Below are 18,234 nucleotides of genomic sequence, written 5' to 3' on the forward strand. Positions count from 1 at the left end.
ACGGTTCCGTTTCTGTCGGTGATGGGTCAGAAGGCGGGGAAGGCATAGCCCGAGGGGTGGAAGGGGGCCCGCTCGCCGCGGAAGGCGAGCGAGGCGGCGGAGACCGCGCCGCGGCACAGCTCCTCCACCCGGCCGGCGGCGGCGAGCGACGCCAGGGTGGTGCCGCCCAGGTAGGCCGCGCCCAGCTCGGCCGAGGTCAGCCGGAGATCAGGACGGGCCCGCGTACGTTCGCAGGTGACGGACTCGCCGTCGGCCCGCAGGTGGTGGCGGCCCGCGTTCCACGGGCAGAACGGGTCCTGGACCTCCAGCACCAGGTCGAGCGGGGCCGCGTACCGGCGGGCCGCCAGCGCGCGTCCCACGTCCGCGAGCCGCACCCAGAGGTTGTCCAGCACGGTGGTGCGCGCCGCGCGCGGGTCGGTCAGCAGGTGGTACAGCGGCTCGTCCACGGCCCCGTCGTAGGCGAGCCCGGTGTGCGCGTCGAGGTCGATGAGGAAGCGCCACAGGGCGGCGTACGCCGGTCCGGTGGTGGCCGCGACCTCGATCACCTGCACCGTGCCGGCTCTGGAGCGGTAGAGCGCGTAACCGGTGACCTCGCCGCCCGGTTCGGCGTGCACGGCGAAGCGCGGCGCCGTGCCGCCCGCGCGGGCGCGTTCGTGGTCGGCCAGCAGGGCGGCCCAGTACCGCTCCGTCCGGTCCACCCATCCGACCCCGCCGCGGCGGGCGGTGTCGTAGACCTTCTCCAGCAGCGGCAGAGCCTCCTCGCGGTCGAGCAGGCGGATCCGGCCGTCGCCGACGTCGGTGCCCGGCCGCAGGGCCATGAACCTCTTGTCGCCTCTGATCTCGGCCACGTGACTGGCCAGGCCGTAGCCGAAGCGGCCGTAGATCGTGGCCTGGGCGGCGTTGAGCGCGGCGATCGGCTCGCCGCCCGACTCGTACAGGTCCGTGAGCTGCCTGCGCATCATCGCGGTCAGTATGCCGCGCCGCCGGTGCGTCGGCAGGACCGCGACGAGCGTGATGCCCGCGACCGGCACCTCCGCGCCGGGGATCGTCATGACGCGGCCGTAGATGGACGCGCCGCCGACGATGTCCGCGCCGTCGCAGGCGGCGAGCGTGCGGGAGGGGTCGAGGGAGACTGCGGCGTTCCTGAGACCGCCCTCCGTCCAGTCCTGGCCGTAGGTGGTGGTGACCATGCGGGCCCACGCGTCGACCTCGTCGGCGCCGATGGTCCGCAGCGGGTACGTGCTTGTCATGCTTCGAGCGTGGCCGGATAAACAACCGCCGCACATCAGGTGATCTCTGTATTTATATGCTGGCGCGATGATGGCGGAACGTGTGGTCAGCCCGGTTTTCGTGGGCCGGGACGAGGAGCTGTCCGAGCTGGCGGCGGCCCTGGACACGGCCATCGAGCAGGGCCCCGCGCTGGCGCTCGTGGCCGGCGAGGCCGGCATCGGCAAGTCGCGGCTGCTGGCGGAGTTCGCCCGGTCGCTCGGGCCGCGGGCGCTGGTCGTCGAAGGCGCCTGTACGGAGCTGGGCAGCGACAGCCTGCCCTACGCGCCGTTCGTGACCGTGCTGCGCCGCCTGATCCGCGTCGAGGGCGCGCTGCCCGGCCCCTACCGGCAGCTGGCCCGCTGGTTCCCCGAGCTGGGCGACGCCGGCGACGCGGAGGGCGGCAGGCACCGGCTGTTCGAGGAGGTGCTGACGCTGGTCGAGCGGGTGGCCGCGAGCCGCCCTGTCGTCGTGACGATCGAGGACCTGCACTGGGCCGACGCCGCCACCCGCGAGCTGCTCGGCTTCCTCGCCAGGAACCTCACCCAGCCCGGCGTCCTCCTGACGATCACCCACCGGCCGTTCGAAACCGGCGACAAGCTGCTGTCGGAGCTGTCCCGCCGCCCGCGCACCACCCTGCTGCGGCTGGACCGGCTCGACCGGCAGGGCGTGGGCCGCCAGCTCGCCGCCATCCTGGGTGCCGAGCCCGACGCGGCCACCGTACGCCGGGTCCACGAGCGCAGCGACGGCAACCCGCTGTTCGTCGAGGCCCTCGCCCGCGCCGGCGAGCGCACCCCCGACACCCTGCGCAGTCTTCTCCTGCACGGCCCGCGCTCGCTGCCGGCACCGGCCCGCGAGCTGCTGCGCATCGCCTCGGTGGCGGGCGGCAGGGTCGATCACCGGTTGCTTGAGCGGGTCGCCGGGCAGGACGGCGCCGAGCTGGACGCCCTGCTGCGCGAGCTGGTCGATCGCAGCCTGCTCGTCACCTCCGGCGACGGCTACGACTTCCGCCACGCGCTGATCCGGCACGTGGTGTACGAGGACCTGCTGCCGGGCGAGCGGGCCCGCCTGCACGCCCGCTACGCCGAGGCGTTGCGCGACTCGGGGGCTCACGCGGAGCTGGCCGCGCACGCCCACGCCGCCGGGGATCGCCGGCTGGCCCTGTCCGCCGCCTACCTGGCCTCGGGGAGGGCGCGGCGCACGTACGCGTACGAGGAGCAGGTCCGCCTCCTCGGCCAGGTGCTCGACCTCTGGGACGCGGAGGTGGACCTGGGCGTCGACCGGATCGACGTGCTGACCGAGATCGCCGAGGCGTGCATGCTGAGCGGCGACTACGCGCGCGGCGTCGAGTACGCCACCGAGGGGCTGGAGGCCGTGGACGAGCGGCGCGAGCCCGAGCGGGCCGCCCAGCTGCTGGAGCACCGGGGCAGGCTGCGGCACCGGCTGAAGGCGACCGGCGTCTCCGACTGGGAACACGCCCTCGCCCTCCTGCCCGCCGACCCGAAGAGCGTCCAGCGGGGCCGGCTCCTCGGCGTGCTGGCCATGGGCCTGCTGCCGGACGTGGCGAGGGCGCGCGAGCCGTTCGAGGAGGCGCTGGCGATCGGCCGGCGCACCGGCGACCCCACGGTCACCATCCGCGGGCTGCTGGGCGTCGGCCTGATGACGCGCGATCTCGGCATGGTGGCGCAGGCCCGCACGCTCGCCGGGCGGCTCGACGGCCACGACCTGCTCATGACCGTCCCCATGTACGAGGCCATCCTGCACACCATGGCAGGCGACCACCCGAGCGCCGTCGCCGCCGCCCGCGACGGTCTGAGCCGCGCCCGCCGCTACGGGCTGGGCCGCAGCCGGGGCGCCGAGCTGGCCCGCCACGCCGCGCGCGGGCTGATCCTGGCCGGGCGGTGGGACGAGGCGGACGCCCTGCTGCGCGACGGCCTCCAGGAGGATCCGCCGCCGCTGTCACGGCAGGCCCTGCTCGTCCTCAGCGGCCAGCTGTCGCTGCTGCGCGGCGACGTCGCCGCGGCTGCCTCCGCCGCATCGGCCGTCGAGCACGTCGAGAGCGACGGCCTGTTCTCCCGCTACCAGCTGCTCTGCCTGCTCGCCGTCGCCCAGGGCGCTCCCGGCCGAGCCGACCAGATCCTGGAACGCGCCCTGAAAGACTCCGAACTCACCCGCATCTACTCCAGCGACGCCCGCCCGATCCTGGTGGCCGGCGCCCTGGCTCAGCGGGCCCGGGGCGCCAGGAAGGCCGAGCTTGTCGCGGTCGATGCGCGGCTGGGCGTGGACGGGCGGCTCGACCGCGCCTGGCAGGTCATGCTGCACGCGCTCATCGAGGACGACGGCTGGGACGCGGCGGTGGCGGCCTGGCGGGAGCTGCGGCAGCCGTACGAGCTGGCCCTGTGCCTGTTCCACGGCGCGCGGGCCGCGCTGGAGGCGGGCGACAGGCAGGGCGCGACGACCCGCCTCACCGAGGCCGCCCGGCTGGCCGGCGACCTGGGCGCCGCTCCGCTCGCCCGCGAGATCGCCCTGCTCGGCCGCCCCCGCCAGCCCCAGGAGGGTCTGACGGAACGCGAGCACGACGTGCTCAAGCTGATCGCCGAGGGCCTGAGCAACCGCCAGATCGCCGCCCGCCTGCACATCTCCCCGAGCACGGCGGGCGTCCACGTCTCCCACATCCTCACGAAACTGGGCGCGACGACCCGTACGGAGGCGACGGCCATCGCCTTCCGCAAGGGCCTGGCCTGACTGCTTTCACGGACGTTTCACGGCGACCAGCACGGGGGCCGCCGCATGCTTGACCGACGGGGTGTTGACGTTAACAATGGCGCACACACCGTCCAAGCGCACTTTCAGCGCTCTACTTCCGGCTCACATGTTAGCGCTAACAAACGGAAGGGCACTCTCATGACCGTCTTATGCCGCAGGAACGTCGTCGCGGCCTTCGTCGTCGCGCTCGTCCTGTCCCTCCTCGTCATCGCCCGCCCCGCACACGCGGCGCCCGGCCCGTCGTTCACCAACCCCGTGGTCCCCGCCCCCAACAGCGCCGACCCGACCCTGGTCTTCCACAACGGGTTCTACTACTACGTCGCCACCACCTGGACGTCCGACGTGGTGATGCGCAGGTCGGCGACCATCGCCGGGCTGCGCAGCGCCCCCGAGCAGGTCGTGCATCGCACGAACGGCACCACGATGTGGGCGCCGCACCTGGAACAGATCAACAACCGGTGGTACCTGTACTACTCCGTCGAGCAGTCCGGCGCGCCCCGCCGCACCCACGTCGCCGAGAGCGCGGGATCCGACCCGCTCGGCCCCTACACCTACCGCGGCGTGCTCAACCTCATGCCGAACAACGGCTGGGCCATCGACGCCGCCGTCGTCCGCCTCAACGGCGCGCTCTACGTGACCTTCTCCGCCTTCGCGCCCGAGGACGACCTGCAGTCGCTCTACCTCGCGCCGCTGTCGAACCCCTGGACCGCCTCCGCCTACGGCCGCCGGCTCTCCGCGCCCACCCTGTCATGGGAGCGCCAGAACGGCGCCGTCAACGAGGGCGGCTTCCTGCTGCAACGCGGCGGGCGCACGTTCCTCACCTACTCGGCCAGCCATTGCAACGGGCCCAACTACAAGATCGGCATGCTCGAGTACCGCGGCGGAGACCCGCTCAACGCCTCCTCCTGGACCAAGTTCCCCAACCCGATCTTCCAGCGCAGCGACGCGAACGGCGTCTACGGCCCCGGCCACCACTCGTTCTTCACCTCGCCCGACGGCACCGAGACGTGGATCGCCTATCACGCCAACTCCTCGTCGAGCCAGGGCTGCGGCACCACCCGCACGACCCGCGTCCAGAAGGTCAACTGGAACGCCGACGGCACCCCCAACCTCGGCGTCCCGGTCTCCACCTCGACCGTGCTGCAGGGCCCGTCGGGCGAGGTCACGCCCTCGTACGTCCGGATTCGCAACCGCCACAGCGACCTCTGCCTCGACGACTACAACTGGGGCACCACCCCCGGCGCCGAGGTGCGGCAGTGGACCTGCAACGGCCTGGCCGTCCAGCAGTGGCGCATCACCTCGGCGGGCGACGGCTACTCGACGCTGGTGAACCGGCACAGCGGCCTGTGCCTGGACGACTTCGAGTGGGCCACCGACCCGGGCGCCGAGGTGCGGCAGTGGACCTGCAACGACTTCGCCGCCCAGCACTGGCGGATCTCCTGACCGAAGCTCACGCTCGCGTGGTGAGCCGGCCGCCGTCGACCACGACGACCTGATCATTGTGGAAACCGGGTGGCGCTCCGTTCACGAAGGGCGTCCGTCGTGAGCGCCAGGGTCAGACTCGTGAGGGCGAGCGCCAGCGCGGGTACGACCGCGAGGCGTGGCGCCGTGACCAGCAGGGGAGTGGCCTCGCTGACCATGCCGCCCCAGTCGGCGCCCGGCGGCAGCCCGATGCCGAGGAACCCGAGCGAGGTCACGGCGATCAGGGTGCGGGCGAAGTCGGCGGTGGCGACGGTCAGCACGGGGCCGGCCAGGTGCGGGGCGATGGTCCTGCGCAGCAGGTAGAGCGGGGACGCGCCGATCGCCCTTACGGCCAGCACGTGATCGGCGCGGGCCACCCGCCGGGTCGCCGTGTGCGCGACCAGGCCGCAGCTCACCCAGCCGAGCGGCACGAGCGCGGCCAGGACCGTGGCGTACCCGGGCGGCAGCACGCCCGCCAGCGCGAGCGCCAGCGTGAGCCCCGGCAGGGCGAGCGCCACGGTCGCGGCGAAGCGCAGCAGCCGCTCGGTCGCCCCGCCCGCCAGCCCGGCCACCGCTCCGGCGAGCGTGCCGAGGGCGGTGGTGACGGCGGTGACGGCGAACGCGACCAGCAGCGAGGTACGGCCCGCCATGGCCGTCCTGGTGAGCAGGTCCCGGCCGAGCTGGTCGGTGCCCAGCCAGTGCTCCGGCCCGGGCGGCAGCAGGGCACGCCCCAGATCAGGCGTGGAGACGTCGTACCCGGTCAGAAGAGGCGCCACCAGGCAGAACACCACGACCAGCACGAACCAGGCGACCCGGCCCGTCATCGTTCCCCACCTCGCAGCCGCGGGTCCAGGGCCGACAGGCACAGCTCGGTCACCGCCAGCAGCAGCACCGTCGCCACGGCCACGACCAGCACGTACGCCTGCACGACCGGCACGTCCCGCTGCCTGATCGCCGCCACGGCGAGCTGCCCGACGCCGGGCCAGGCGAACAGCGTCTCCACCACCACGGCCCCCGCCAGCAGTTCCGCCACCACCAGGCTCATGGCGGTGACCGCGTTCGGCGCGGCCACGCGCAGCGCGTGCACGACGATCGTGCGGCGGCGCCGCAGCCCCTTCGCCGCCGCGAGCCGGACGAACGGCCGCCGCAGCGCCCGCGCGAGGTCCGCGCGCAGCAGCCGCAGCAGGGTCGCGGCCCCGGCCAGGCCGAGCGTGAGCGCGGGCAGCACCACCGAGTCAGGGCCGCCGGTGGGCAGCAGCCGCAACCCCACCGCCACCACGCTGATCAGCAGAATCCCCACGATGTACGGAGGGACCCCGCCGGCCGCCACCGTCACCAGCGCGAGGATCCGGCTGTCGAGCGCCCGCGGCCGGACCACGGCCGGCAGCGCGACCAGCAGCGCGAGCCCCGCCGACACCGCCGCGGCCGCGACCGCCAGCAGCAGCGTGGCCGGCAGCCGCGCCGCGATCTCGGCCGCCACGGGGGAGCGGTCGACGTAGGACCGGCCGAGGTCGCCGCCCAGCACGTCGAGCACCCACCGCAGATACCGGCTGAACAGCGGCTCGTCCAGCCCCAGCTCCGCGCGCAGCGCCGCCACCGCGGCCGCCGTCGGTTGCCCGCCGCCACGGCGCAGGATCTCCTCGGCGGGGTCGCCGGGCGCGAGCGAGGTCAGCAGGAACACCAGCACCGACAGCGCCAGCAGCACGAGCAGCAGCTCCGCGAGGCGGCGCAGGAGGACGGCGATCACGTGCCGGGCGCCAGCTCGCCCAGGTCGGTGACGTACGCCACGTTCTGCGTCACGCCGCCGACCTCGGTGGTCGTGACGATCGGGTTGTCCTGACAGGCGAGGGGGATCATCGGCCGGTCGGCCGCCAGCAGCCGCTGGATCCGGTGGTAGAGCTCGCGGCGCTCGCCCTGGTCGGTCTCCGCCGCCGCCCGGTCCACCAGCGCGTCGAACTCCGAGCTGCGGTAGCCGAGCCGGCGATCGACGTTCCAGGACGCGTCCGAGCGCAGGAAGCGGCGGAACAGGTAGTCGGCGTCGGCGTTCGGCACGCTGTAGGCGCTGAGGAAGACGTCGTAGTCGCCGGCCTCCATCGCCGACTTGGTGGCCTCGGTGACGCTCACCCGCGCCGGCAGCCCCGCCTGCTCGAACGCGGCACGCAGCACCTCGGCGACGTCGGCGTAGGGGAACTGGCCGGTCTCCGCCGCCGAGATCAGGATGGTGACCGGCCGCTCCGGCGCCTTCGCGGCGGACACGAGCGCGCGTGCCCTGCCGGGGTCATAGGGGGTGCCGCCGGGGGCGGCGAGATCGCCGAAGACCGGGGACAGGAAGCCGGCACCGGGCTTGGCCGTGCCGGCGAACAGCGTGGCGGCGATCGCCCGCCGGTCGATCGCCAGGTCGGCCGCCTCACGCAGGCGTGCGTCGGAGAACGGCGGGCGGGAGGCGTTGAAGGTCAGGTAGTGCGTCAGCACCGACGGGCTGCGCACCACCCGGAAGCGGCCGTCGGCGGCGACCGCGGCGACCTGCGCGGGCAGCAGCGCGCCCTTGTCGATCAGCCCGTCCACCTCGCCGGCGCGTAACGCGGCGACGCGGGCGTTGGCGTCGGGGATCACCTTGACCACGATCGTGTCGTACGCGGGCGCGCCGCCATGGTGATGCGGGTTGGCGGTGAGCACCGCCTGCTGCCCCTTGGTCCAGCTCGCCAGCGTGTACGGCCCGGTGCCGATCGGCCGCTCGCCGAACGAGTCGCCGCCCGCGAACGCCGTCGGCGACTGCACCATGCTGAAGAACCCGGCCAGCCGGCCCGGCAGGTCGGCCACGCCCTCCTTCAGCTCGAACACCACCTTGCCGCCCTCGGCCCGCACCTGCCCGAGCCTGCCGTACGCGGCCTCCATGCCCGCGTCGAGGCTGAAGAAGGCCGACTGCCGGGGCGCGATGCGCAGGAACCGCTCGACGTTGGCCACCACCGACTCGGCGGTCAGCGGCGTGCCGTCGCTGAAGCGCACCCCCTGCCGCAGCGTGAACGTCCACCGCCGCCCCTCGTCCGCGCTGTCCCACGAGGCGGCCAGCGCGGGGACCGGCCGCAGCTCGTCGTCCACGGTCACCAGCGGCTCCCACACCCGCAGGGTCTCGTGGACGAAGTACGGGTCCTCCGGCCCGGCGACCAGGTCGCGTGGAGCGGCCAGGGTGAGCTTCCTTCCGTCCTGCTCGGCCTGGCCGCAACCGGCCAAGGCCGCCAGCAGCGCCAGCACCATGATCACCGATCGTCCGCGCACTCGATCCTCCCGCTCGCCGTCACTAGAAGGCAACGATAACCGTGTTCATCTCTCGCGTCACAAGCGGTGGTAGGCCAGCAGGGCGAGCGCCGCGACCCCGCAGGCGGCGGCCACCGCGCCCATGACCCAGCCGTACCCGGCCGCCTGGGCCAGGGCGACGGCGGCGAGCGGGGCGGCGGCCTTGTCGGCGACCGCGAACAGCGCGATCCGGCCCGACAGGCTGGCGTAGGCGGTGGTGCCGTACCGCTCGGACAGCAGGTGCGGCAGCGTGATCGTGCCCACCCCGAACCCGATTCCGAACAGCAGCACGCACCCGATCGCCCCCGCCGCGCTCCCCGCCACCACCGGCATCAGCAGCGCGCCCGCGCCCTGCACCGCGAAGACGCCCGCCGCGACCGGGGCGGCGGCCCAGCGGCGGCGCAGGCCGGTCGTGACCACGCGGCCGGTGACCGACAGCACGCCGAGCAGCCCGGCGACGGTCGCGGCGAACACCGGCGGGTGCCCGAGGTGGATCAGGTAGGTGACCAGCAGGACCGCGATGGTCGCCACCGCGCCGCTGTGCGCCGTGAACGCCGCCGCCAGCAGCCAGAACGGGCGCCCCCGTACGGCGGACCTGACCAGGTCACCCCTGGTCGTGGCGGTGACCTTGGCGCCCTGGTCCTGCGCGGGCCCGCGCAGGACCAGGGCGTGCAGCGGGATCGCGGCCAGGCCGTAGCCGAGCCCGAGCACGACCAGGGCCCGGCGCCAGCCGTAATGCTCGACCAGCAGGCCGGACAGCGGCAGGAACACCGCCGACGCGAACCCGGCCACGATCGTCACCGCCAGGAGGGCGTTCGCCCTGCCCTGCCCGTACGCCGGCCCGTCGAACCAGGCCATGATCATGGCGAAGGCGGGCTCGTACAGCACCATCGCCGACGCCACCCCGATCGCCACGAACACGCCGTACAGCTGGAGCAGGGTGTGGGCCTGCGACCAGCCCAGGACGGCGAGCGTGCCGAGCACCGAGCCCGCCGTCATCAGGCCGCGCCCGCCGCGGGCGTCCAGCCACCGGCCCGCGAACGGCGCGCACAGCGCGGTGGTCGCGACGGCGAGGGTGAGCGCGGCGGCGACCTGCGTGCCGCCCGCCCGCAGGTCGCGGGTCATGGGGGTGAGGAAGACGGAGAAGGCGTAGTAGAGCACGCCGTACCCGATGGTCTGGGTGACGGCCAGGGCCGCGACCATGCGCCATCCCTGGTGGAAGCGGCTTATGGCCGGCCTCGCATGAGCGCCCGCACGTTGGCCCGCACCAGCGTCGTCGTGGGGTGGCCGGGGCCCAGCACCCGCTCGCAGTCGGCCAGCGCCCGGTTCAGCAGGGGAGTGGCGCGGCGCACGTCACCGGCCGCGTGATACGCGGCGGCCAGATTGTTGCGGCACATCAGGGTGTCGGGGTGGTCGGGGCCCAGGATCCGCTCCGAGCCCGCGTACGTCTCCTCGTACAGCTGGACCGCGCGCTTGAGGTTGCCGGCCGACCCGTAGGCGTAGGCGAGGTTGTTGCGTGAGGCGAGGGTGTCGGGATGATCGGGACCCAGGATCCGCTCGCGGTCCACCAGGATCTCCACCAGCAGGCGGAGCGCGCGACGCGAGTCGCCTGCGGCGTCGTAGGCGACGGCGAGGTTGTTGCGGGAGTTCAGCGTGGCGGGATGCGTGGGGCCGAGGACGCGTTCGCGGTCCTCCAGCGTGCGCTTGAACAGGGGGATGGCGCGGTCGAGGTCTCCCGCGGCCTGGTAGGCGTGGGCGAGGTTGTTGCGGGAGATCAGGGTGTCGGGGTGGTCGGGGCCCAGGAGGCGCTCGCGGTCTTCGAGGTTCTGCTCGTGCAGGCGTCGCGCTTCGGCCAGGTCTCCCGCCGACTGGTACGTGTGGGCGAGGTTGTTGCGGGAGATGAGCGTGTCGGGGTGGTCGGGGCCGAGGAGGCGTTCGCGGTCCTTCAGGTTCCTCTCGTACAGCCGCAGGGCCTGCCGGACCTTGCCCGCGACCTCGTAGGCGTGGGCCAGGTTGTTGCGGGAGGTGAGCGTGTCGCGGTGGTCCGGGCCCAGGACGCGTTCGCGGTCCTCCAGCGCCCGCTCGAACAGGGCGATGGCGCGGCCGAGGTCGCCTGCCGACTCGTAGGTGACGGCCAGGTTGCTGCGTGAGGTCAGGGTGTCGGGGTGGTCGGGGCCGAGCACGCGCTCGCGCTCCTCCAGCGTGCGCTCGTCCAGCTCCGCGGCGCGGCGCAGCTCGCCGGCCTCCCGGTAGGCGTAGGCCAGGTTGTTGCGCGAGGTGAGCGTGTCGGGGTGGTCGGGGCCCAGGACGCGCTCGCGGTCCTCCAGCGTCTGCCGGAACAGGCGGGTGGCGAGGCTCAGGTCTCCCGCCGTCTGGTAGGCGAGGGCGAGGTTGCTGCGGGTGGTCAGCGTGTCCGGGTCGTGCGCACCCAGCACCCGCTGCGAGCTCTCCAGCGTCTGCTCGTAGATCGGGATGGCGCGGCGCAGGTCGCCCGCCGCCTCGTAGGCGGCGGCCAGGTTGTTGCGCGTGGTCAAGGTCTGCGGGGCGTCCGTGCCCAGCAGCCGTTCCGTGCGCTCCAGCGTCTCCTCGTAGATCGGGACGGCGCGCTCCAGGTCGCCCATCGCGCGGTAGGCGCTCGCGAGGCCGTCACTGGACGACAGCGTGGCCGGGTTGTCCTTGCCCAGCAGCCGCTCGCACGTGGCGCGGGCCCTGGTGTGCAGCTCGATCGCGCTCTCCAGCGAGCCCTGGCCGTTGAGGAAGACGCCGGTCCTGTCGAGCAGGCCCGCGGTCGTGAGCGTGTCGGTGCCGGGGGCGGCGTGCTCGGTCAAGGCGATGACGTGCGGCATCAGCGCCCGCCACAGCGGCCAGCCGGCCGGGTCACGCGGCGAAGGGGCGGCGGCGGTGTCGAGCAGGGCGGTCGCCGCGGCGCGGGCGGCGTCGACGGCGGCGGCCGGGCGGTGCGGATCGGCGTCGTCAGGGGTGCGGGTCACTGCCTGGACCAGCCGGTGCACGGTGACCGTCTCGCGGTCCAGGGTGACCATGTTGTACGCGGCCAGCTCGCCGAGCGCGTGCCGCACCTCGGCCTGGCCCGCGTCCATGCCGTCCAGCAGAGCGCGGGGGACGGGTTGCGCGCCGTACCAGGCCAGGACGCGCAGCACGTCCACGGCGTACGGGGTGCCGGCCAGGCGGTCGAGGGTGAGCCGCCACACCCGCGCGATCGTCCGCTCGGCGTCGCCGCCACGGGCGACCTGGTCGTACATGACGGCCGGCTGCCGCCGCAGCAACTCCAGATACTCGCGCGGAGCGATCCTCGTCTGATGCAGGTACGCCCCGGCCTGCTCGATGGCCAACGGCAGGTATCCCAGCTCCCGCACCAACTCAGCAGCCCCATCGAGCCCCCCGCTCTCGCCGGGCTCGGTCGCGGCGGCTCTGGCGGGGTCCCCGGCGTCCGTAGGCTGTGCGGCCCCGTCCAGGTTTCTGCCGTCCACGAGCTCCGGGGCGGCGAGGCGGGTGAGGAGTTCGATCGCTTCCCGTTCGCTCAGCACGTCCAGGCGCAGGACCTGGGCGTCCAGGCGGTGCCAGCCCTCGCCCAGGCGGCTGGTCACCAGCACCTGTCCGGTCAGGACCCGCTCCAGCAGCGGCTGCACGCCGGCGACCTCGTTGACGTTGTCGAGCACCAGCAGCCAGCCCTGGTGGGCGGCCAGCCAGGCCGTGGCCCGCTCGGCCAGCGCCTCCAACGGCAGGGCCGTGGTCAGCTCCGGCTGCAGGGCGACCGCCAGCCTGGCCAGCCCGGTCCTGACCGCCTGGCCGGACTCGGCGGTGATCCACCACACGGGGTTCGGCCGCCCGGCGTCCTGCCTTCTGGCCTGGGCCAGCGCGTAGTGAGCGGCCAGCGTGGACTTGCCGACGCCGCCCAGGCCGTGCACGGCGGAGACCACCACCTCGTTCCCGCCCCGCAGCGCCACCTCCAGCCGCGCCAGCTCGTCACCACGCCCCACGAACGTCCGGGTGTGCCGGGGCAGATTCACCAGCCCAGGCGGCGCGACGACCTCGGTGACGGGCCGCAGCACGATCTCCGGCAGCACCGTCTCGTTGACGACCTGGTCGCGCCCGGCCTGGTAGATCCGCGCATTCCCAGAGGCCGTCGCCTCCATCCGCACCTCCGCCGAGCCGGAGCCCGTCGCCTCGATTCCCGCCTGCACTGGCCCGGAGCCCAGCGCCTCCGGTTGTGGTGGGCTCGTCTCGGGGTCGTCCGGTGGCGGGGTGGTCATCGTTCGTTGATGGTCTGGTCGCGGGCGCTCTGGTAGACGCGTCCGGAGCCCGAAGCCTCGGCCCGCATCTGCACGTTCGTGGCATGGTCGCCGGTCGAGGCGATGCCGGTGTTCTCGCCGATCGCGACGGAACGCTCGCCGGCGGCGACGGCGCCCGCGCCGAACTCGGCGACCAGCTCCCGCAGCTCGGCCTCGGCGGCGGGATCGTCCTCCAGCAGGTCGCTCAGCCGCGACCGCCACGCCGCCTCCTGCTCGGCGCGGGCCCGCTCCAGCTCGGCCCCGGTCCGGCCGACGAGCTCCTGCCGCGAGCGCTCCAGCCGCCGCACCACGACCTCCTCCCGCTCGGGATCGCCCCGCCCGATCAACCGGGCGAACCGCTGCTTCACGGACGTCCACGCATCGGTGGTCATCTCCGACACCAACGTCGTGGCCCCCGCCGCGACCAACGCCGCCAACGCCTCACTCCACATCGTGCCCCTCCTGCCCGCCGAGACAAGTACTCCGCACTGTTTGACCGCAGAATGATCGAGGAAGTTCCGCGAGTACAGTCCCGATATGGGTTTCGATCACAACGAGCACTATCACGAGCTGCTCATTCGGGAGATCCCAGCGGGTGCGAAGAAGGCCCTGGACGTCGGCTGCGGCACCGGCGCGTTCGCCCGTCGCCTGGCCGGGCGCGGCCTGGAGGTGGACGCGATCGACACATCCGCCGTCCTCGGTGAGGACCTGCCGACCGCGGTGCGCTTCCGCCGATGCGACATCACCACGGCGGAGCTGCCCGAGCGGCACTACGACGTCATCTTCTGCCTGGCGAGCATCCACCACGTCCCGTTCGCGACGGTGACGCGCCTGCGCCGCGCGCTCGTACCGGGAGGCAGGCTCGCGATCCTCGGCCTCTACCGGGAGAGCACGCTCGCGGACCGGCTGGTGAGTCTGACGGCGGTGCCCGCGAACGCGGTGGCGCGACTGGCGGCGGTCAGGACGAAATCCGTCGGTCCCCGGCCGACGGTGGCCGAACCCGCGATGACGTTGCCGGAGGTCAGAGCCGCCGCAGCGGACCTCCTTCCCGGAGCCACGATCCGCCGCCTGCTCTTCTGGCGCTACCTCCTGCTCTTCACCGAGCCCCCGCAAGCATGAGGGGTCAGGCCGGGCGCCGGCCCAGCTCGGGCCCCAGCTTGGTGGCGATGTCGGTGAGGATCTGGACGTAGTCCTCGTGCTCGAAGGTGAACGGCAGCGCGAACGCCACCTCGTCGATCTCCTGGAAGGCGGCGTGCGCGTACAGCCGTTCGGCGATCCCGGCGGCGGTGCCGACCAGGTCGGGGGCGAACAGCATGCGGGCCGGCCCCTGCGGCGCGGCGGTGCGGGGCAGGCGTTCGGCGGCGTACGCGGCGTACTTGGCCCGCTGCTGCGGGGTGGCCGAGTCCGTGGGGATGACGACGAGGCCCTGGGAGACGCGGGCCTGGTCGCTGAGGGGGTGCCGGGCGCGGAACTCCCGTACGTGCGAGAGCTGGATCTGCGCGAAGTCCTCCGACTCCTCGGCCTTGACGACGCTGCTGGTCAGGAAGTTCATGCCGTGCTCGCCCGCCCACCGGGCCGAGCGCAGGCTGGCTCCGCCGTACCACATGCGGCTGCCCAGGGCCGGCGAGTGCGGCTGCACCCGGTCGGAGAACACCTCGAAGCCCTCGGCGCCGCTGAAGGAGGTGGCCGCCTCGCCGCGGACGAAGCCCAGCAGCCGCCGTACCCGCTCGTAGCTGAAGTCCTCCAGGTCGGCGGTGCCGGGGTGGAGCGCGTCCTTGACCAGGTCGTAGTGCATGGGCGGGCCGACGCTGACGCCGGGGTTGAGCCGGCCGCCGGACAGGATGTCGACGGTGGCGAGGTCCTCGGCCAGCCGCAGCGGGTTCTCCCAGCCGAGCGGGATGACCGCGGTGCCCAGCTCGATGCGGGTGGTGCGCTGGGTGGCGGCGGCGAGGACGGCGACAGGGGAGGAGATGCCGTATTGGAGGTGGCGGTGGCGTACCCAGGCGCTGTCGAAGCCGAGCTGCTCGCCCAGCTCGATGATCCGCAGGGTCGACTCGTGTCCTGGGCGGGGGTCGTCCCCGTCGAACAGGCCGATGGTCAGGAAACCCAGCTTGCGCAGGGGTCGCGTGGGCAGCGGCACGGCGCTTACTCCTCCCGCAGTATTGCCTAGTCAAATGGTAGGTTATAGCGGGACAAAGAGGGCACGTGATCGAGGACCTTGAAGTGGTGGGTGCCGTCGCGTTCGAGCTGCTCGACCAGGCCGAACTCCCACTCCAGGTACGCCGCCATGGCCTCCCGGGGGTTGTCCGTGCCCTCGTACGGGCGCCGGTACCGGTCGGCCGGCGGGACCGCGTACCGGGCCTCGGCCGTTTCCAGGGGGAAGCGCCAGGCCGCGGTGCCGCCTTCCAGGGCGAAGGCAGGCGCGCGGTGGCGCAGGTCGGCGGTGGCGAAGCGGGCCAGGAGGCCGGTCGGTGAGGTGAGGACGTACCGGGGTGCGGCGCCGAGGGTGGCGAGCGCGGCGGGCAGCAGGGCGCGGGCGGCGTACCAGGCGCCGGGGATGTGGCCGGTGGCGTAGTCGCGGCTGGGGCCGACGTCGATGACCGTCGCCGAGCCGTCGGCCAGCCAGGCGCGCAGGGTCGCCGCGTCGACGGTGTCCACCGGGGGCGGTGGGGGATGGGGAGGGGGTTCGGGATGCGGAGGCGGTTCGGCGGCCGGCCGGGTGAGGAGCTCGGCGGGGCTGACGGCGTAGACCTCCCAGCCCATCTGGGCCAGCCACGAGCCGGTCATCGCCGCGCGTACCCCGTCGTCGTCCACGGCCACGATGCGGGCGCCGCGCACCGGCGCGTAGTGGTCGGTCTCCTGGACGAGCTGCCCGCCGGGCGCGTGCCGGGCGCCGTCGAGATGCCCGCGGGCGTACTCGGCGGCCGTGCGGACGTCGAAGACGTACGTGGTGCGGTCGGGCCGGCGCAGACCGGGCAGGTCGCGGGCGGGGACGAAGGTGACCCCGGCCCGCTCGGCGACGGCGCGGGCCCCGGACGCGGCGAGCGCGTGGTGGGGCGGCGTCACAGCGAGCGGCGCCGTACGGGCCGCGCCGTGGTCGAGTCGCTGCCCGGCGAGGGTCCAGCCGATGGTGCCGTTGCGCAGCGCCGCCACGGGGTTGGGCAGCCCGGCGTTGATGAGGGACTGGGCCCCGATGATGCTCCGGGTGCGGCCCGCGCAGTTCACCACCACGGGTGTGGCGGGGTCGGGGGCCAGCTCGCGGATGCGCAGCACCAGCTCGGCCCCCGGCATGCTGGTGGCGGTCGGGATGCTCATCGTGCGGAACTCGTCGAAGGGCCGCGCGTCCACGACGACGGGCGGCGTACCGGCGTCGATGAGCGCCTTGACGTCCTGCGCGGTCAGGGACGGCGTGCCCGCGACCGACGCGACCAGCTCGCCGAACGCCTTGCTCGGCGCGTTCACGTCCTGGAAGATCTCGCCGCCTGAGGCGGTCCAGCCGTCGAGCCCGCCTGCCAGCTCGTGCACCCGGCCGTAGCCGAGCCCGCGCAGGACGCCGATCGCCCGCGCGGCCCCGTCGCCGTAGACGGCGATGGGGGTGTCGCGGCGGGGGATGCGCCGCCAGGCGTCCAGCTCCAGGCGGGAGAGGGGGAAATTGGCGGCCCACAGCGGGTGGCCGGTGGCGAAGGCGGCCTCCTCGCGTACGTCGGCGATGACCACCTCCTCGCGGCGCATCAGCAGGTCACGCACCTCCCCGGCCGTCATCGAGCGGTTCAGCGGATCTCCACTTCCGACCAGTCGAGCCCGTCGAGGTTCACCACGATCGCCTCCTGCGTGGTGCGTGAGATGACGACGACGGCCTCGGCGTCCGGGTCGGGGTTCTCCTCGCGGTGCGGCACGAATGGCGGCACGAAGATGTAGTCGCCCGGGCTGGTCTCGATGCGGTGCTCCACCGGCTCGTCGCCCTCCACGTCGAGGAAGACGAACGCGGGATGCCCTGACACGACGTAGATGGCGGTCTCGGACGCCCCGTGGTGGTGGTTGCCCGACGCGGTGGACGCGGCGACGTGCGTCTCACCCATCCAGAGGCCGGACGAGCCGACGGTCTTGCCGCTGACGGCCTCGAGCCGGGTCATTCCCGACGTCTGCCCGGTGCGGCCGAGCAGCCCGCTCGGGGCGACGTGGTGCAGGGTCCGGTGGAACGGGTCGATGCCGGCGGGCACGAGGACCCCGCTGGGCGTACGGATGAGGGGCTGGTCGGGCATCAGGCTCCTTTGGCGAGGGGTGGCACTCCGGTCAGGACGGGGGTCGTCAGGAGGCGGCGCAGCGTGTGCGCGACGCGTTCCGACACCGCCGGCGCGACGTCCTTGCGCGTCCACAACGCCAGCGGCAGCGGCTTGGGCCGGGGCAGGTCGTCGCGGGGCACGAGGCCGTCGGGCGTCTGCCCGAGCGTCGCGAGCAGCGCCACTCCGGCGCCGGCGCTGACGGCGGCCTGCACACCGGCGAGCTGGTTGGCCTCCGAGGCGACGGCGACGGGGATCGCGTGGTGCCCCAGCGTCGTCAGCGCGCGGTCGCGCAGCGCGCACGGGTGGTCGAAGGCGACGACGGGCAGCGGCTCGCCGCGCCTGGGCGGCTGCCATGCGGGAGCGGCGTACCAGGTCAGCGCGAGGTCGCCGACCGGGGTGGCGTGCGGGTCGTCGGCGGGGCCGATGAGCAGGGCCAGGTCGACGCGTCCCGCCGCGAAGCTCTCGCGCAGCTTGGTGCCGCGGTCGATGCGGAACTTGACGCCGTAACGGGGTTCGGCCTGGTCGAGCGCGGTCGCGAGGTGCGGCAGCAGCTGGGCGGCGGCGTGCTCGGTCGAGCCGATGACGATCGTGCCGCGGGCCTCGTCGGCGAAGCTGCGCAGCCCTTCGTCGTGCAGCGCGAGGATGCCGCGCGCCAGGCCGAGCAGCTTCTCGCCGTCGGCGGTGAACCGCGAGCCGCGGCCGCGCCGCTCGACCAGCGGCCGGCCGATGGCCGACTCGAGGCGGCGGACGTGCTGGCTCACCGCGCCCTGGCTGAGGTGCAGGGCGTCGGCGGCGCGCTGGAAGCCACCGGCGTCGGCGACGGCGACGAAGCTGCGCAACGGAGCGATGTCCAGCGTGCGGTTCATGCGAGCAGC

The 18,234-nt window shown here is 73.8% G+C and carries 14 protein-coding genes; 3 read left to right on the plus strand and 11 right to left on the minus strand.

Going from position 1 to position 18,234, the window contains the following annotated elements; genetic code table 11:
• Nucleotides 1-26: 26 nt before the first annotated feature.
• Nucleotides 27-1,250 (minus strand): GNAT family N-acetyltransferase, encoded by a 1,224-nt coding sequence (locus AB0K12_RS29050; RefSeq protein WP_364567881.1) that lies wholly within the window; start codon nt 1,248-1,250, stop codon nt 27-29.
• Between the two features lie 67 nt (nt 1,251-1,317).
• Between AB0K12_RS29050 and AB0K12_RS29055 the strand changes: the two genes are divergently transcribed.
• Entirely contained in the window at nt 1,318-4,011 is a 2,694-nt protein-coding gene (locus AB0K12_RS29055; RefSeq protein ID WP_364567884.1) for an AAA family ATPase, read from the plus strand.
• 159 nt (nt 4,012-4,170) lie between these two features.
• The gene (locus AB0K12_RS29060; protein WP_364567887.1) at nt 4,171-5,475 is read left to right on the plus strand and encodes a family 43 glycosylhydrolase; all 1,305 of its coding nucleotides are present in this window, start codon (nt 4,171-4,173) and stop codon (nt 5,473-5,475) included.
• A gap of 53 nt (nt 5,476-5,528) precedes the next feature.
• On the opposite strand, the gene AB0K12_RS29065 is transcribed toward AB0K12_RS29060, so the two are convergent.
• From AB0K12_RS29065 to AB0K12_RS29090, 6 genes are read right to left on the minus strand one after another with little or no spacing between them, the layout of a single operon-like run.
• The gene (locus tag AB0K12_RS29065; RefSeq protein ID WP_364567890.1) at nt 5,529-6,317 is read right to left on the minus strand and encodes an ABC transporter permease; all 789 of its coding nucleotides are present in this window, start codon (nt 6,315-6,317) and stop codon (nt 5,529-5,531) included.
• Complete coding sequence (locus tag AB0K12_RS29070; RefSeq protein ID WP_364567893.1) at nt 6,314-7,240, minus strand: ABC transporter permease; 927 nt, start codon at nt 7,238-7,240, stop codon at nt 6,314-6,316. Before AB0K12_RS29070 ends, AB0K12_RS29065 begins: the two co-directional genes overlap by 4 nt.
• Nucleotides 7,237-8,769 (minus strand): ABC transporter substrate-binding protein, encoded by a 1,533-nt coding sequence (locus tag AB0K12_RS29075; RefSeq protein ID WP_364567896.1) that lies wholly within the window; start codon nt 8,767-8,769, stop codon nt 7,237-7,239. Before AB0K12_RS29075 ends, AB0K12_RS29070 begins: the two co-directional genes overlap by 4 nt.
• A 57-nt stretch (nt 8,770-8,826) precedes the next feature.
• Nucleotides 8,827-9,990 (minus strand): MFS transporter, encoded by a 1,164-nt coding sequence (locus AB0K12_RS29080; RefSeq protein WP_364567899.1) that lies wholly within the window; start codon nt 9,988-9,990, stop codon nt 8,827-8,829.
• 23 nt (nt 9,991-10,013) lie between these two features.
• Nucleotides 10,014-13,058 carry an FxSxx-COOH system tetratricopeptide repeat protein gene (gene fxsT / locus AB0K12_RS29085; protein ID WP_364567902.1) on the minus strand — a complete coding sequence of 1,015 codons (3,045 nt, stop codon included), beginning with the start codon at nt 13,056-13,058 and terminating at the stop codon, nt 10,014-10,016.
• On the minus strand, nt 13,055-13,468 hold the full coding sequence (locus AB0K12_RS29090) for a hypothetical protein (RefSeq protein ID WP_364567905.1): 414 nt from the start codon (nt 13,466-13,468) through the stop codon (nt 13,055-13,057). The genes fxsT and AB0K12_RS29090 overlap by 4 nt, the downstream gene beginning before the upstream one ends.
• Before the next feature lie 145 nt (nt 13,469-13,613).
• Here AB0K12_RS29090 and AB0K12_RS29095 point away from each other — a divergent pair, with 145 nt between their 5' ends.
• A complete protein-coding gene (locus AB0K12_RS29095; RefSeq protein WP_364567908.1) occupies nt 13,614-14,195 on the plus strand; it encodes a class I SAM-dependent methyltransferase in 582 nt (193 codons plus the stop codon).
• Nucleotides 14,196-14,199: 4 nt separating this feature from the next.
• Here AB0K12_RS29095 and AB0K12_RS29100 read toward each other — a convergent pair whose 3' ends face one another.
• The 4 genes from AB0K12_RS29100 to AB0K12_RS29115 are packed head-to-tail and all read right to left on the minus strand — an operon-like array spanning nt 14,200 to nt 18,225.
• Nucleotides 14,200-15,216: an LLM class flavin-dependent oxidoreductase gene (locus tag AB0K12_RS29100; RefSeq protein ID WP_364567911.1), complete on the minus strand. Its 1,017-nt coding sequence runs from the start codon at nt 15,214-15,216 to the stop codon at nt 14,200-14,202.
• A 26-nt stretch (nt 15,217-15,242) separates the two neighbouring features.
• Nucleotides 15,243-16,838: a rhodanese-like domain-containing protein gene (locus tag AB0K12_RS29105; RefSeq protein ID WP_364567914.1), complete on the minus strand. Its 1,596-nt coding sequence runs from the start codon at nt 16,836-16,838 to the stop codon at nt 15,243-15,245.
• An 8-nt stretch (nt 16,839-16,846) separates the two neighbouring features.
• Nucleotides 16,847-17,338, minus strand: a complete 492-nt coding sequence (locus tag AB0K12_RS29110) for a cupin domain-containing protein (RefSeq protein WP_364567916.1) — start codon at nt 17,336-17,338, stop codon at nt 16,847-16,849.
• Nucleotides 17,338-18,225 carry a LysR family transcriptional regulator gene (locus tag AB0K12_RS29115; protein WP_364567919.1) on the minus strand — a complete coding sequence of 296 codons (888 nt, stop codon included), beginning with the start codon at nt 18,223-18,225 and terminating at the stop codon, nt 17,338-17,340. The genes AB0K12_RS29110 and AB0K12_RS29115 overlap by 1 nt, the downstream gene beginning before the upstream one ends.
• Nucleotides 18,226-18,234 lie beyond the last annotated feature (9 nt).

This window comes from Nonomuraea sp. NPDC049419, assembly GCF_040676995.1.
GTDB classification, from domain to species: Bacteria; Actinomycetota; Actinomycetes; order Streptosporangiales; family Streptosporangiaceae; genus Nonomuraea; species Nonomuraea salmonea.

Excerpts from the sequence above, each read along its gene's own strand:
- AB0K12_RS29050 (WP_364567881.1), bottom strand. The coding sequence starts at position 1,250 with ATGACAAGCACGTACCCGCTGCGGACCATCGGCGCCGACGAGGTCGAC.
- AB0K12_RS29055 (WP_364567884.1), top strand. The coding sequence starts at position 1,318 with ATGATGGCGGAACGTGTGGTCAGCCCGGTTTTCGTGGGCCGGGACGAG.
- AB0K12_RS29060 (WP_364567887.1), top strand. The coding sequence starts at position 4,171 with ATGACCGTCTTATGCCGCAGGAACGTCGTCGCGGCCTTCGTCGTCGCG.
- AB0K12_RS29065 (WP_364567890.1), bottom strand. The coding sequence starts at position 6,317 with ATGACGGGCCGGGTCGCCTGGTTCGTGCTGGTCGTGGTGTTCTGCCTG.
- AB0K12_RS29080 (WP_364567899.1), bottom strand. The coding sequence starts at position 9,990 with ATGGTCGCGGCCCTGGCCGTCACCCAGACCATCGGGTACGGCGTGCTC.
- fxsT (WP_364567902.1), bottom strand. The coding sequence starts at position 13,058 with ATGACCACCCCGCCACCGGACGACCCCGAGACGAGCCCACCACAACCG.
- AB0K12_RS29090 (WP_364567905.1), bottom strand. The coding sequence starts at position 13,468 with ATGACCACCGATGCGTGGACGTCCGTGAAGCAGCGGTTCGCCCGGTTG.
- AB0K12_RS29095 (WP_364567908.1), top strand. The coding sequence starts at position 13,614 with ATGGGTTTCGATCACAACGAGCACTATCACGAGCTGCTCATTCGGGAG.
- AB0K12_RS29105 (WP_364567914.1), bottom strand. The coding sequence starts at position 16,838 with ATGACGGCCGGGGAGGTGCGTGACCTGCTGATGCGCCGCGAGGAGGTG.
- AB0K12_RS29110 (WP_364567916.1), bottom strand. The coding sequence starts at position 17,338 with ATGCCCGACCAGCCCCTCATCCGTACGCCCAGCGGGGTCCTCGTGCCC.
- AB0K12_RS29115 (WP_364567919.1), bottom strand. The coding sequence starts at position 18,225 with ATGAACCGCACGCTGGACATCGCTCCGTTGCGCAGCTTCGTCGCCGTC.